Origin of the sequence: Pseudomonas sp. OF001, assembly GCF_904426495.1 — a bacterium.
Taxonomy (GTDB): Bacteria; Pseudomonadota; Gammaproteobacteria; order Pseudomonadales; family Pseudomonadaceae; genus Geopseudomonas.
This window is the reverse complement of sequence record NZ_CAJGBM010000065.1, coordinates 114,444-127,906: the sequence shown is the minus strand read 5'-3', so window position 1 is coordinate 127,906 and position 13,463 is coordinate 114,444. Positions and strand designations below refer to the sequence as shown.

The window sequence follows — 13,463 nt, the reverse complement described above, 5'->3', positions numbered from 1 at the left end:
CGCCAGCTCGCGATCGCTTTGGCCTGCCCTGCGCCCTTCCGCTAAAATGCCGCCTTTCCTCTTTCGTGTCTGGAGACATGCATGGCGCAGTATCAACCGGGGCAACGCTGGATCAGTGACAGCGAGGCGGAACTGGGGCTGGGAACCATCCTCGCGCAGGACGGCCGCCTGCTCACCGTCCTCTATCCGGCGACCGGCGATACCCGGCAGTACGCGCTGCGCAACGCGCCGCTGACCCGCGTGCGCTTCTCGCCGGGCGACGAGATCACCCACTTCGAGGGCTGGAAGCTGACCGTGCAGGAGGTCGAGGACGTCGACGGCCTGCTGGTCTACCACGGCATCAACGCCGACAACGAAAGCCGCTCGCTGCCGGAAACCCAGCTGTCCAACTTCATCCAGTTCCGCCTGGCCAGCGACCGCCTGTTCGCCGGGCAGATCGATCCGCTGCCCTGGTTCGCCCTGCGCTACCAGAGCCTGCAGCACGCCAGCCGCCTGCAGCAGTCGGCGCTGTGGGGCCTGTCCGGCGCGCGCGCCCAGCCGATCGCCCACCAGCTGCACATCGCCCGCGAGGTGGCCGACCGCGCCAGCCCGCGCGTGCTGCTGGCCGACGAGGTGGGTCTGGGCAAGACCATCGAGGCCGGCCTGATCCTGCATCGCCAGCTGCTCTCCGGCCGCGCCCGCCGCGCGCTGATCCTGGTGCCGGAGAACCTGCAGCACCAGTGGCTGGTGGAGATGCGCCGGCGCTTCAATCTGGAAGTCGCCCTGTTCGACGCCGAGCGCTTCCTCGCCAGCGACGCCGACAATCCCTTCGAGGACTGCCAGTTGGCGCTGGTCGCCCTCGACTGGCTGCGTGACGACGGTCGCGCCCAGCAGGCCGTGCGCGACGCCGGCTGGGACCTGCTGGTGGTCGACGAGGCGCACCACCTGGTCTGGCACCCGGAAGGCGCCAGCGCCGAATACCGCCTGGTCGAGGACCTGGCCAGCCAGATCCCCGGCGTGCTGCTGCTCACCGCCACCCCCGAGCAGCTCGGCCTGGAAAGCCACTTCGCCCGCCTGCGCCTGCTCGACCCGGACCGCTTCCACGACCTCGAGGCGTTCCGCGCCGAGAGCGCCCAGTACCAGCCGGTGGCTGCCGCGGTGCAGGAGCTGCTCGACCACGGCAAGCTGTCCCAGGAGGCGCGCGCCGCCATCCACGGCTTCCTCGGCAGCGAGGGCGATGCCCTGCTGGCCAGTGTCGAAGGCGGCGACGAGGAAGCCCGCGCGCGGCTGATCCGCGAGCTGCTCGACCGTCACGGCACCGGCCGCGTGCTGTTCCGTAACACCCGCGCCGCAGTGCAGGGCTTCCCCGAGCGCCAGCTGCACCCCTACCCGCTGCCGAGCCCGGCCGAGTACCTGGAGCTGCCGGTCGGCGAGCACGCCGACCTCTATCCGGAAGTCGGCTACCAGGCGCAGCTGGACGACGGCGGCGACGACAGCCAGCACTGGTGGCGCTTCGATCCGCGCGTCGAGTGGCTGATCGACACCCTGAAGATGCTGAAGAAGACCAAGGTGCTGGTGATCTGCGCCCACGCCGAGACCGCCCTCGATCTCGAGGAAGCGCTGCGCGTGCGCTCCGGCATCCCGGCCACGGTATTCCACGAGGGCATGAGCATCCTCGAGCGCGACCGCGCCGCCGCCTTCTTCGCCGACGAGGAATTCGGCGCCCAGGTGCTGATCTGCTCGGAGATCGGCAGCGAGGGCCGCAACTTCCAGTTCGCCCACCACCTGGCGCTGTTCGACCTGCCGGCCCACCCCGACCTGCTCGAGCAGCGCATCGGCCGCCTCGACCGCATCGGCCAGCAGCACACCATCCAGCTGCACGTGCCCTACCTGGAGAACAGCGCCCAGGAGCGCCTGTTCCACTGGTACCACCAGGGCCTTAACGCCTTCCTCAACACCTGCCCGACCGGCAACGCCCTGCAGCAGCAGTTCGGCGCGCGCCTGCTGCCGCTGCTGGAAGGCGGCGACGACGGCGAATGGGAGCAGTTGCTGGCCGAAGGCCGCGCCGCCCGCGAGAGCCTGGAGGCCGAGCTGCACAAGGGCCGCGACCGCCTGCTGGAGCTCAACTCCGGCGGCGCCGGCGAGGGCGAGGCCTTGGCCGCCGAGATCCTCGAACAGGACGAGGACTTCGCCCTGCCGATCTACATGGAGGAGCTGTTCAACGCCTTCGGCATCGACAGCGAGGACCACTCGGAGAACGCGCTGATCCTCAAGCCGAGCGAGAAGATGCTCGACGCCGGCTTCCCGCTCGGCGACGACGAGGGCGTGACCGTCACCTACGACCGCAACCAGGCGCTGGCCCGCGAGGACATGCAGTTCCTCACCTGGGAGCACCCGATGGTGCAGGGCGGCATGGACCTGGTGCTGTCCGGCACCATGGGCAACACCTCGGTGGCGATCATCAAGAACAAGGCGCTCAAGCCCGGCACCCTGCTGCTCGAGCTGCTCTACGTCAGCGAGGTGGTGGCGCCGCGCGCCCTGCAGCTCGGCCGCTACCTGCCGCCGGCGGCGCTGCGCTGCCTGCTCGACGCCAACGGCAACGACCTGGCCGCGCGGGTCAGCTTCGAGACCCTGCACGACCAGCTGGAAAGCGTGCCGCGGATCAGCTCCAACAAGTTCGTCCAGGCCCAGCGCGACGTGCTGGCCAAGCTGATCGCCAAGGGCGAGGCCAAGGTCGCCCCGCAGCACGCCGAGCGGGTCAGCGAGGCCGCCCGCCGCTTCGCCGCCAAGCTGGAGGAAGAGGTCGCCCGCATGGAGGCGCTGCGCGCGGTCAACCCCAGCGTGCGCGACAGCGAGCTGGACAGCCTGCGCCGGCAGCGCGAGCAGGGCATCGCCCTGTTCGACAAGGCCGCCCTGCGCCTGGAGGCGATCCGCGTGCTGGTCGCCGGCTAGACGCTACGCAGGACGAGGTGGGCAACGCTGCGCGATTGCCCACCCGCGTCTTGCACGGCTCTGCGTAGGGGCGAATTCATTCGCCTCTGCAGGGGCCTCTGGGCGAATGAATTCGCCCCTACACCGCTTGCTCGGCTCGCGGTTCCTCCCGCCACTGCCCCAGCCACTCCAGGCTGGCGGCGGTGCCCGCCTCCCCCGGCCGGTACTCGGCCGCCAGCCAGCCGTCGTAACCCGCCTCGCGCAGCGCCGCCAGCGCCGCCGCGAAATCCACCGAGCCGGAGCCCGGCGCCCCGCGTCCCGGGCAGTCGGCGAACTGCACGTGGCCGATGTGTCCGCCCAGCGCGGCGACGCTCGCCGGCAGGTCCAGGTCCTGGCGGGCCATGTGGTAGAGGTCGAGCTGGGCAGCGAAGTTGGGGTGGTCCACCGCCTCCACCAGCCGGTTCAGATCATCCGCCGTATTGATCAGGAAGCCCGGCATGTCGAGGGGGTTGATCGCCTCGGCCAGCACCCGGATGCCCAGCGGCGCAAAGGCTTCCGCGCAGCGGCGCAGGTTGCCGACCAGGCTTTCCAGCGCCGCCTCGCGGCTCACGCCCTCGGCCAGCCGGCCAGGCAGCACGTTGACGAACCGCGGACGCACGCCGGCGGCATAGACCAGCGCCTGGGCCAGCGCCGCATCGAACTCGGCCTGGCGCTCGGGCACCGCCGCCAGCCCCGGACCGCCGGTCATCAGGTCGCCGGCGGGCAGGTTGATCAGCACCAGCGGCAGCCCCGCCGCCTGAAGCGCGGCCTTGAGCTCGTGGGCGGGGACCTCGTAGGGAAACTGGACCTCCACCCCGGCGAAGCCGGCTTCGGCCGCCGCCCGGATGCGCTCCGCCAGCGGCAGCTCGGTGAACAGCATGGTCAGGTTGGCGGCGAGCTTCATGCCTCGTCCTCCCGGCGATACAGCTCGACCAGGGTCGCCGGATCGCACTCCAGATTGCCCTGGCTGCCGTGCAGGCGCATCAGCTGCGCGGCAAGGCCGCTCATCGGCGTGGACGAGCCCTGCTCGCGGGACAGCTTCACCGCGGTGTCGAGGTCCTTGAGCAGGGTGCGCACGTGCCACTTGACCGGCTCGAAGCGGCTCTCGGCCATCTGCGGGGCGAGGATCTGCAAAGGCTTCGAGTCGGCAAACCCGCCGGCCAGCGCCGGTGCCAGCAGGCTGGCGTCCACCCCGGCCTGCTCGGCCAGCGCCACCACCTCGGCGATCACCAGGGCGTTGCAGGCGACGATCATCTGGTTGCACACCTTGGTCACCTGCCCGGCGCCGACCTCGCCCATGCGCGTCACGCGCTGGCCGAGGTGGGCGAGGACCGGTCGCAGCCGCTCGATGTCGTCCGCCGCGCCGCCGGCCATGATCGCCAGGCTGCCGGCCTCGGCGCCCGGGGTGCCGCCGGACACCGGCGCATCCACCCAGCGCATGCCGCAGCGCTCCTCCAGCTCGATGGCCATCTCGCGGGTCGCCGCCGGATCGCAGCTGGAGAAGTCCACCAGCAGTTGCCCCGGCAGACCGGTCTCGACGATGCCGCCGGGGCCGAACACCACCTCGCGCACCGCGGCGGTGTCGGCCAGGCAGAGCATGACGACGTCCGCCTCGTGGCACAGGTCGCCCGGATGCACAACCACCTGCGCGCCGGCGTCCACCAGCGCCTCGCACTTGGCCGGGTTGCGGTTCCATACGCTCAGGGGAAAGCCTGCGGCCAGCAGGCGGCGGCTCATCGGCAGGCCCATCAGGCCGATGCCGGCAAAGGCCAGGGCCGGCAAGGTATCGCTCATGTCCATCTCCGCAGCGGAAAAGCTCCATCTTAGCAGTCGCGCGCCGGCCCACCGATTGGCCTTCCGGCCAACCCGGCGCGCCGGCCGGCAAAAGCCGCGCAAAAGCACGCGCGGCCTCCTATAATTCGCGCCCGAACGTTTCCGCTATTGAACCGGAGATTCATATGCTCAAGCGCACCCTGGCGCTCGCCGCCGCCATCGCCCTGTCCGTTTCCGCCCTGGCCGCCCAGGCCGCCGATGCCCTCAAGGTTTCCGCCATCCCCGACGAGGCACCCACCGAGCTGCTGCGCAAGTTCAAGCCGCTGGGCGCCTACCTGGAGAAGGAGCTGGGCATGCCGGTCGAGTTCGTCCCGGTGGCCGACTACGCCGCGGTGGTCGAGGGCATCGCCGCCGACCGCGTCGACCTGGCCTGGCTGGGCGGCTTCACCTTCGTGCAGACCCGCCTGAAGACCGGCAACGCCATCCCGCTGGTGCAGCGCGAGCAGGACGAGAAGTTCACCAGCAAGTTCATCAGCGCCGACGCCAACGTGAAGTCGCTGCAGGACCTCAAGGGCAAGACCTTCGCCTTCGGCTCGGTGTCCTCCACCTCCGGCAGCCTGATGCCGCGCTACTTCATGCAGAAGGACGGCATCGTGCCCGAGCAGTTCTTCTCCCGCGTGGCCTTCTCCGGCGCCCACGACGCCACCGTGGCCTGGGTGCAGGCCGGCAAGGTCGACGCCGGCGTGCTGAACGCCTCGGTGTGGGACAAGCTGGTCGCCGCCGGCAAGGTCGACACCGCCAAGGTACACGTGTTCGCCACCACCCCGACCTACTACGACTACAACTGGACCGTGCGCGGCACCCTCGATCCGGCACTGACCGCCAAGATCAAGCAGGCGTTCCTCGCCCTCGACCCGACCAACCCGGAGCACAAGGCGATCCTCGACCTGCAGGCCGCCAGCCGCTTCATCGAGACCAAGCCGGAAAACTACGCCGGCATCGAGGAAGCCGCCCGCGCCGCCGGCCTGCTGAAGTGACCGTGCGCCTGACCGGCGTGGGCCTGACCCACGCCAACGGTCGGCGCGCCCTGCAGGAAGTCGATCTCTCGGTCGGCCGCGGCGAGCGGCTGGCCATCATCGGCCCGTCCGGCGCCGGCAAGACCACCCTGCTGCGTCTGCTGGCCACCAGCCTGCAGCCGTCCGAAGGCCGCCTGGAACTGCTCGGCGAACAGCCGTGGCAGCTGGCCGGCGCGGCACGCAAGCGCCTGCGCGCGCGCCTCGGCCTGGTCCACCAGAGCCCGCCGCTACCGCCGCGCCAGCGCGTGGTCACCGCGGTGAGCGCCGGCCGCCTCGGCCAGTGGCCGCTGTGGAAGGGCCTGCTCAACCTCGTCCATCCGCTGGATGCCGGCGGCGTGCGCGACGCCCTCGCACGCCTCGACCTGGCCGACAAGCTGTTCGAGCGCTGCGACCAGCTCTCCGGCGGCCAGCTGCAGCGCGTCGGCATCGCCCGCGTGCTGTACCAGCAGGCCGAGCTGATCCTCGCCGACGAGCCGGTGTCGGCCATGGACCCGGTGCTGGCCAGCCATACCCTCGGCGTGCTGACCCGCGAGGCCGAAGCGCGCGGCGTCACCCTGCTGGCCAGCCTGCATGCGGTGGAGCTGGCGCTCAACCACTTCCCGCGCATCGTCGGCGTGCGCGACGGGCGCATCGCCTTCGACCTGCCGGCGCACGAGGTGACCCCGCAGGCGCTGGACGCCCTGTACGCCAACGAGCAGCTGGACCAGCCATCGCCCGCCTCGCCGCCCCCTGCGCCGCAGATCGTGACCATTCCGCGATGCTGACCAGTTCACCGCCTGCTGCCGGCGCGGCCGCCCTGCGCGACCCCGCCGCCCTGCCGCGCCTGCTGCTGACCATCCTCGCCCTGGCCCTGCTGTGGCCGGGGCTGTCGCTCAGCGAGCTGAACCTCGCCGTGCTGCTGGACTCAGGCAACGCCGCCACCATGGGCAGCTTCGTCGCCGCCTTCTGGCCACCGGCGCACGATGCCGAGTTCCTCGCCCTGCTCGGCCGCGCCACCCTGGAAACCCTGGCCATCGCCACCGCCGGCATGGCCCTGGCCTGGCTGATCGCCGTGCCCTGCGCGCTCGCCGCCACCCGCGTGCTGTCGGTATCGGCGCTGGCGCGCGGCGGCCGCCCGCGCTGGTGGAGCAGCGCGCTGCGCTGGCCGGTGCGCGCCCTGCTGATCGTGCTGCGCAGTATCCCGGAGATCGTCTGGGCGCTGCTGTTCGTGCGCGCCGTCGGCCTCGGCCCCACCGCCGGGGTGCTGGCCATCGCCATCACCTACGGCGGCATGCTCGGCAAGGTCTACGCGGAGATCTGCGAATCGGTGGACCCACGCCCGGCGCGCGCCCTGCTCGCCGCCGGCAGCCCCCGGCTGGCGGCGTTCGCCTACGGCGTGCTGCCCAACGCGGCGGCGGAGATGCTCTCCTACACCGTGTACCGCTGGGAATGCGCGATCCGCGCCTCGGTGGTGATGGGCTTCGTCGGCGCCGGCGGCCTCGGCCAGCAGATCGACCTGTCGATGCGCATGTTCGCCGGCGGCGAGGTGGCCAGCATGCTGCTGACCTTCTTCGCCCTGGTGCTGCTGGCCGACCAGCTCAGCCGCCTGCTGCGGAGCCGGCTGACATGAAGCGCGCCCTCAACTACGGCCTGCTGCTGGCGATCATGCTGGCCGTCGCCGCGTCCTTCACCGGCCTCGGCCTGGACTTCTCCGGACTTACCAGCCCGCGCAGCCTGGCGCTGATGGCCGACTACGCCACCGGTTTCTTCCCCGCCGACTTCTCCGGCGCGCACCTCGCCGCCATCGGCCGCGCCAGCCTGGAGACCCTGGCCATGTCGGCGCTCGGCACCCTGCTCGCCGCCCTGCTCGGCCTGCTGCTGGCGCTGCCCGCGGCCGGGCGCTTCGGCCGCGCCGCCGGAGCGCTGGCGCGCCTGGTGCTCAACGCGCTGCGCTCGATTCCGGAACTGGTGTGGGCGGCGCTGATGGTGCTGGCCGCCGGCCTCGGTCCTAACGCCGGCACCCTGGCACTGGCCCTGCACACCGCCGGCGTGCTCGGCCGGCTGTTCGCCGAGGCGCTGGAGAACACCCCGGCCGAGCCGGGCGAGGCGATCCGCCTGGCCGGCGGCGGGCGCGTGGCGGCCTTCGTCTACGGCACCCTGCCGGGGGTATGGCCGCAGCTGATCGCCTACATGCTGTACCGCTGGGAGAACAACATCCGCATGGCCAGCGTGCTCGGCTTCGTCGGCGCCGGCGGCCTCGGGCAGATGCTCTACGTCAGCCTCAGCCTGTTCCAGCAGGCCCAGGCCGCCACGGTGATCCTCGCCATGCTGCTGCTGGTGCTGGCAGTGGACGCGCTGAGCGGCTGGGCGCGCCAGCGCTGGGTCAGCCACTGACGGCCGTCAGCTTTCCGCGTTCGGGTCGTGGGCGCTCAGCGGCCCACCGACCGCCGCCCTGAGCTTGGTGCGCAGATCCGCGAAGGTGGCGTCGAACTCCTTGTGATGGCGCACGACCGGGCTGTGGTTGATCGGCATCCCGTGCCGGGCCGCGACCTTGCCGATGGTGCCGGCGAAGTTGAATGCGGTGTCGTGGGACATCTCGAACTCTTCCTCGAAAGGCTTCTCGGCGATCTCGCCAACCATGCGGAAGTGCACCACCGGGCCCGCCTTGGAGCCCGGGCGCACTTCGTAATAGAGGTCCACGTTGTAGGTCGGCAAGCCTAAGGCAGCCACCGGGTTGGAGACGTGCACGTGACCGGGCTCGAACATGGCAGAACTCCTGTGTCGGAACTCAGTCAGTCTAGTTCGGCTTTGCCGGCGCGCCACGCCGCACCGGATCAGTGCAGGGCCGGCGCCGCCAGGCGCTCCTGCACCAGCACCCAGGGGGCCACCACCACCGCCCACAGCTGCGGATCGCGGGCCAGGTAGTCCTCGGCATCCAGCTCGCCCAGCTTGCGCAGATCGCCCGAGGTCAGCCAGCGGGTGACCTTGTCCTTGTCGTCGCAAGCCAGCGCCTCGGCCACCGCCACCAGGTCCTGAGTGCCCTCCACGCGCAGCACCGCGCCGCGGGCGAAGAAGGGTTGCAGTTCCTGCCAGGAAATCGCCGCGGTCTCACCGAGCAGCTTGGTATAGAGAGTGCTAGGTTCTGAATTGGGTGCAGACATGGAAGGTACCTTCGATCGGGGGGCGCCATGATAGCGCCCGGAGTCCGCCAGACAAGTCCGCGCCCGGCGGCAGCGTAAAGATTACGCCACGGCCAGGACGCGGCACGGCGTGTCGCCAGACTCTCGGACACTGGCTTTTTGCTTGCCGACACGGCAACTTAGATGCGGGATCAGAAGCTTGTTGCAGATTGGCGGCTGAGCCCCGATCTGCACCACATAAAACGATGACAACAGTGGAGCACATATGAGCAAAGTCACAGGGAAGCTTTCCCGGCTGTTCGCCGCCCTCGCCCTGGCCGGGGTCGCCAGCCACAGCCTGGCCGCCGACACCATCAAGATCGCCATCGCCGGCCCGATCACCGGTCCGGTGGCGCAATACGGCGAGATGCAGTTCGTCGGTGCGGAAATGGCCATCGAGCAGATCAACAAGGCCGGCGGGGTCAACGGCCAGATGCTCGAGGGCGTGCACTACGACGATGCCTGCGATCCCAAGCAGGCCGTGGCGGTCGCCAACAAGGTCGTCAACGACGGCATCTCCTTCGTCGTCGGTCACCTCTGCTCCAGCTCCACCCAGCCGGCGTCCGACATCTACGAGGACGAAGGCATCCTGATGATCAGCCCGGCCGCCACCAGCCCGGACATCACCGCCCGCGGCTACCAGATGATCTTCCGCACCATCGGCCTGGACAGCCTGCAGGGCCCGACCGCCGGCAAGTTCATCGCCGAGACGATCAAGCCGAGCAACGTCGCAGTGATCCACGACAAGCAGCAGTACGGCGAAGGCATCGCCACCGCGGTCAAGCAGACCCTGGAGCAGGCCGGCGTCAAGGTCGCGATGTTCGAAGGCATCAACAGCGGCGACAAGGACTTCTCCTCGCTGATCGCCAAGCTCAAGCAGGCCGGCGTCGACTTCGTCTACTACGGCGGCTACCACCCGGAACTCGCCCTGCTGATGCGCCAGAGCGCCGAGAAGGGCCTGAAGGTGCGCTTCATGGGCCCGGAAGGCGTCGGCAACTCGGAAATCTCCGCCCTCGCCGGCCCGGCCTCCGAAGGCATGCTGGTGACCCTGCCCAAGTCCTTCGACCAGGATCCGAAGAACCAGGCGCTGGTCGAGGCGTTCAAGGCCAAGAAGCAGGATCCGTCCGGTCCCTTCGTGTTCCCCTCCTACGCCGCCGTGCAGGTGATCGCCGAAAGCATCGACAAGACCGACAGCACCGATCCGGTCAAGGTCGCCGAGGCCCTGCGCAGCAACACCTTCGAGACGCCCACCGGCGCCCTGGCCTTCGACGAGAAGGGTGACCTCAAGGACTTCAGCTTCGTGGTCTACGAGTGGCACGCCGACGGCACCAAGACTCTCGCCAAGTAACGCAACCGCCCGGCCGGTCATCTATCCGGCCGTGACACGACCAGGCAGCGCCGGCGGAGGATCCCGCCGGCGCTGGCGGATTCGATCCCTGCGCGCCCGGGCGACCGGCCCGTACGACACAGGTGCAGGCAAAGCTCCGGACGCATGGACCACCGGACCGGCCAGCGGCCGAGGCTTGCGCACCCGTCAGCGCCGCCGGGATCCTCAGGAGAGGCGTCATGCCCGAGCTCTACCACTACCTGCAACAGCTGGTGAACGGCCTCACGGTCGGCAGCACCTACGCGCTGATCGCCATCGGCTACACCATGGTCTACGGCATCATCGGCATGATCAACTTCGCCCACGGCGAGGTATACATGATCGGCTCCTACGTGGCCTTCATCGTCATCGCCGGTCTCGGCCTGATGGGGCTGGACAGCCTGCCGCTGGTGATGTTCGCCGCCTTCGCCGCCAGCATCGTCGTCACCAGCGCCTACGGCTACAGCATCGAGCGGGTCGCCTACCGCCCGCTGCGCGGCAGCAACCGGCTGATCCCGCTGATCTCGGCGATCGGCATGTCGATCTTCCTGCAGAACCAGGTGCTGCTGGCCCAGGACTCCAAGGACAAGGCCATCCCCAACCTGCTGCCGGGCAACTTCGTGTTCGGCGAGAGTGCCATGAACGGCGTGGTGCTCTCCTACATGCAGGTGCTGATCTTCGTGGTCACCCTGGCGACCATGCTCGGCCTGACCCTGTTCATCTCCCGCTCGCGCCTCGGCCGCGCCTGCCGCGCCTGCGCCGAGGACATCAAGATGACCAACCTGCTGGGCATCGACAGCAACCGCATCATCGCCCTGACCTTCGTCATCGGCGCCGCGCTGGCCGCCGTGGCGGCGGTGCTGCTCGGCATGCAGTACGGCGTGATCAACCCGCACATCGGCTTCCTCGCCGGCATCAAGGCGTTCACCGCCGCGGTGCTCGGCGGCATCGGCAGCATCCCCGGCGCCATGCTCGGCGGCCTGCTGCTCGGCGTCGCCGAGGCGTTCGGCGCCGACCTGTTCGGCGACCAGTACAAGGACGTGGTGGCCTTCGGCCTGCTGGTCCTGGTGCTGCTGTTCCGCCCGACCGGCATCCTCGGCCGCCCGGAGGTGGAAAAGGTATGAACAGGAACCTCAAGACCGCCTTCTTCAGCGCCCTGCTGGTGCTCGCCGTGGCCTACCCGGTGCTCGGCCTCAAGCTGACCACCGTGGGCATCCGCGTCGAGGTGCATGGCGCCAGCCCGCTCACCCTGTGGACCATCGCCGCCTGCGCGCTGGCCATGTTCGTCTGGCAACTGAGCCGCGAGCGCGTCGCCTCGGCCTGCGCCGGCCTCCCGCGCCTGCCCAGCCTGTCCGGCGGCGCCGGCAACTTCCTCACCCTGCCCTCGACCCAGCGCTGGGGCGTGCTGGCGCTGATCGTGGTCGGCCTGGTCTGGCCGTTCTTCGGCTCGCGCGGCGCGGTGGACATCGCCACCCTGATCCTGATCTACGTGATGCTCGGCCTCGGCCTGAACATCGTGGTCGGTCTGGCCGGCCTGCTCGACCTGGGCTACGTCGGCTTCTACGCGGTCGGCGCCTACAGCTACGCGCTGCTGTCGCACTACTACGGGCTGGGCTTCTGGACCTGCCTGCCGATCGCCGGGGCCATGGCCGCGCTGTTCGGCTTCCTGCTCGGCTTCCCGGTGCTGCGCCTGCGCGGCGACTACCTGGCCATCGTCACCCTCGGCTTCGGCGAGATCATCCGCATCCTGCTGCGCAACATGACCTGGCTGACCGGCGGCCCCAACGGCATCAGCGGCATCGACAAGCCGACCCTGTTCGGCCTGACCTTCGAGCGCCGCGCACCGGAGGGCATGCAGACCTTCCACGAGTTCCTCGGCATCGCCTACAACTCCAACCACAAGGTGATCTTCCTCTACCTGATCGCCCTGCTGCTGGTGCTGCTGGCCCTGTTCGTGATCAACCGCCTGCTGCGCATGCCGCTGGGCCGCGCCTGGGAAGCGCTGCGCGAGGACGAGATCGCCTGCCGCGCCCTCGGCCTCAACCCGACGCTGATCAAGCTGTCGGCCTTCACCCTCGGCGCCTGCTTCGCCGGTTTCGCCGGCAGCTTCTTCGCCGCGCGCCAGGGCCTGGTCAGCCCCGAGTCGTTCACCTTCATCGAGTCGGCGATCATCCTCGCCATCGTCGTGCTCGGCGGCATGGGCTCGCAGCTCGGCGTGATCCTCGCCGCGGTGGTGATGATCCTGCTGCCCGAGCTGGCCCGCGAATTCAACGAATACCGCATGCTGATGTTCGGCGCCCTGATGGTGCTGATGATGATCTGGCGGCCGCAAGGCCTGCTGCCGATGCAGCGCCCGCATCTGGAGGTGCGTCGATGAGCCGTCCCCTGCTCGAGGTCCGCAACCTCTCCATGCGCTTCGGCGGCCTGCTGGCGGTCAACGGCGTCCGCCTCGACGTCGAGGAGAAACAGGTGGTGTCGATGATCGGCCCAAACGGTGCCGGCAAGACCACCGTGTTCAACTGCCTGACCGGCTTCTACCAGCCCACCGGCGGCAGCATCGTCCTCAAGGGCGAGGCGATCCACGGCCTGCCCGGCCACCAGATCGCCCGCAAGGGCGTGGTGCGCACCTTCCAGAACGTCCGCCTGTTCAAGGACATGACCGCGGTGGAGAACCTGCTGGTGGCCCAGCATCGCCACCTCAACACCAACTTCCTCGGCGGCCTGCTGAAGACCCCGGCGTTCCGCCGCAGCGAGCAGGACGCCATGGAGTACGCCGCCCACTGGCTGGACCGCGTCGACCTGCTCGAGGTGGCCAACCGCCCGGCCGGCACCCTGGCCTACGGCCAGCAGCGCCGCCTGGAGATCGCCCGCTGCATGATGACCCGCCCGCGGCTGCTGATGCTCGACGAGCCGGCCGCCGGCCTCAACCCACGCGAGACCGAGGAGCTCAAGCAGCTGATCGGCATGCTGCGCACCGAGCATGGCGTCACCGTGCTGCTGATCGAGCACGACATGCACCTGGTGATGAGCATTTCCGACCACATCTACGTGATCAACCAGGGCACCCCCCTGGCGGACGGCACGCCGGAGCAGATCCGCAGCAATCCGGACGTGATCAAGGCCTACCTGGGGGAAGCCTGA

Annotated in this window: 13 protein-coding genes; 9 read left to right on the top strand and 4 right to left on the bottom strand. The window is 69.7% G+C overall.

All coding sequences use genetic code 11. From position 1 onward, the window contains the following. Positions 1–81 precede the first annotated feature (81 nt). The gene (rapA, locus tag RA210_RS21580) at positions 82–2,931 is read left to right on the top strand and encodes an RNA polymerase-associated protein RapA (RefSeq protein WP_201487961.1); all 2,850 of its coding nucleotides are present in this window, start codon (positions 82–84) and stop codon (positions 2,929–2,931) included. A 118-nt stretch (positions 2,932–3,049) separates the two neighbouring features. Here the strand turns inward: rapA and RA210_RS21575 are convergent, their stop codons facing one another. Continuing rightward, positions 3,050–3,853, bottom strand: a complete 804-nt coding sequence (locus RA210_RS21575; RefSeq protein WP_136490721.1) for a hydroxypyruvate isomerase family protein — start codon at positions 3,851–3,853, stop codon at positions 3,050–3,052. Then, positions 3,850–4,743 carry an NAD(P)-dependent oxidoreductase gene (locus RA210_RS21570; protein WP_201487960.1) on the bottom strand — a complete coding sequence of 298 codons (894 nt, stop codon included), beginning with the start codon at positions 4,741–4,743 and terminating at the stop codon, positions 3,850–3,852. Before RA210_RS21570 ends, RA210_RS21575 begins: the two co-directional genes overlap by 4 nt. 164 nt (positions 4,744–4,907) lie before the next feature. Here RA210_RS21570 and RA210_RS21565 point away from each other — a divergent pair, with 164 nt between their 5' ends. Genes RA210_RS21565 through phnE form a run of 4 tightly spaced genes read left to right on the top strand, consistent with a single transcriptional unit; the run spans position 4,908 to position 8,171 of the window. Further along, on the top strand, positions 4,908–5,759 hold the full coding sequence (locus RA210_RS21565) for a putative selenate ABC transporter substrate-binding protein (protein ID WP_201487959.1): 852 nt from the start codon (positions 4,908–4,910) through the stop codon (positions 5,757–5,759). Next, positions 5,756–6,562: a phosphonate ABC transporter ATP-binding protein gene (locus tag RA210_RS21560; protein ID WP_201487958.1), complete on the top strand. Its 807-nt coding sequence runs from the start codon at positions 5,756–5,758 to the stop codon at positions 6,560–6,562. The genes RA210_RS21565 and RA210_RS21560 overlap by 4 nt, the downstream gene beginning before the upstream one ends. Beyond that, the gene (locus RA210_RS21555) at positions 6,556–7,407 is read left to right on the top strand and encodes a PhnE/PtxC family ABC transporter permease (RefSeq protein ID WP_201487957.1); all 852 of its coding nucleotides are present in this window, start codon (positions 6,556–6,558) and stop codon (positions 7,405–7,407) included. Before RA210_RS21560 ends, RA210_RS21555 begins: the two co-directional genes overlap by 7 nt. Continuing rightward, positions 7,404–8,171 carry a phosphonate ABC transporter, permease protein PhnE gene (gene phnE / locus RA210_RS21550; RefSeq protein WP_201487956.1) on the top strand — a complete coding sequence of 256 codons (768 nt, stop codon included), beginning with the start codon at positions 7,404–7,406 and terminating at the stop codon, positions 8,169–8,171. Before RA210_RS21555 ends, phnE begins: the two co-directional genes overlap by 4 nt. 6 nt (positions 8,172–8,177) lie before the next feature. On the opposite strand, the gene RA210_RS21545 is transcribed toward phnE, so the two are convergent. After that, the gene (locus tag RA210_RS21545) at positions 8,178–8,543 is read right to left on the bottom strand and encodes a DUF5064 family protein (RefSeq protein ID WP_201487955.1); all 366 of its coding nucleotides are present in this window, start codon (positions 8,541–8,543) and stop codon (positions 8,178–8,180) included. Between the two features lie 68 nt (positions 8,544–8,611). Continuing rightward, on the bottom strand, positions 8,612–8,938 hold the full coding sequence (locus tag RA210_RS21540) for a DUF2288 domain-containing protein (RefSeq protein WP_201487954.1): 327 nt from the start codon (positions 8,936–8,938) through the stop codon (positions 8,612–8,614). 244 nt (positions 8,939–9,182) lie between these two features. Between RA210_RS21540 and RA210_RS21535 the strand changes: the two genes are divergently transcribed. The 4 genes from RA210_RS21535 (at position 9,183) to livG (ending at position 13,463) form a co-directional block, all read left to right on the top strand. Continuing rightward, positions 9,183–10,304 (top strand): branched-chain amino acid ABC transporter substrate-binding protein, encoded by a 1,122-nt coding sequence (locus tag RA210_RS21535; protein WP_136490574.1) that lies wholly within the window; start codon positions 9,183–9,185, stop codon positions 10,302–10,304. Between the two features lie 218 nt (positions 10,305–10,522). After that, positions 10,523–11,446, top strand: coding sequence for a high-affinity branched-chain amino acid ABC transporter permease LivH (gene livH, locus RA210_RS21530; protein WP_136490575.1), 924 nt, complete (start codon positions 10,523–10,525; stop codon positions 11,444–11,446). Continuing rightward, positions 11,443–12,699: a high-affinity branched-chain amino acid ABC transporter permease LivM gene (locus RA210_RS21525; RefSeq protein WP_201487953.1), complete on the top strand. Its 1,257-nt coding sequence runs from the start codon at positions 11,443–11,445 to the stop codon at positions 12,697–12,699. The genes livH and RA210_RS21525 overlap by 4 nt, the downstream gene beginning before the upstream one ends. Beyond that, positions 12,696–13,463 carry a high-affinity branched-chain amino acid ABC transporter ATP-binding protein LivG gene (livG, locus tag RA210_RS21520; RefSeq protein WP_201487952.1) on the top strand — a complete coding sequence of 256 codons (768 nt, stop codon included), beginning with the start codon at positions 12,696–12,698 and terminating at the stop codon, positions 13,461–13,463. Before RA210_RS21525 ends, livG begins: the two co-directional genes overlap by 4 nt.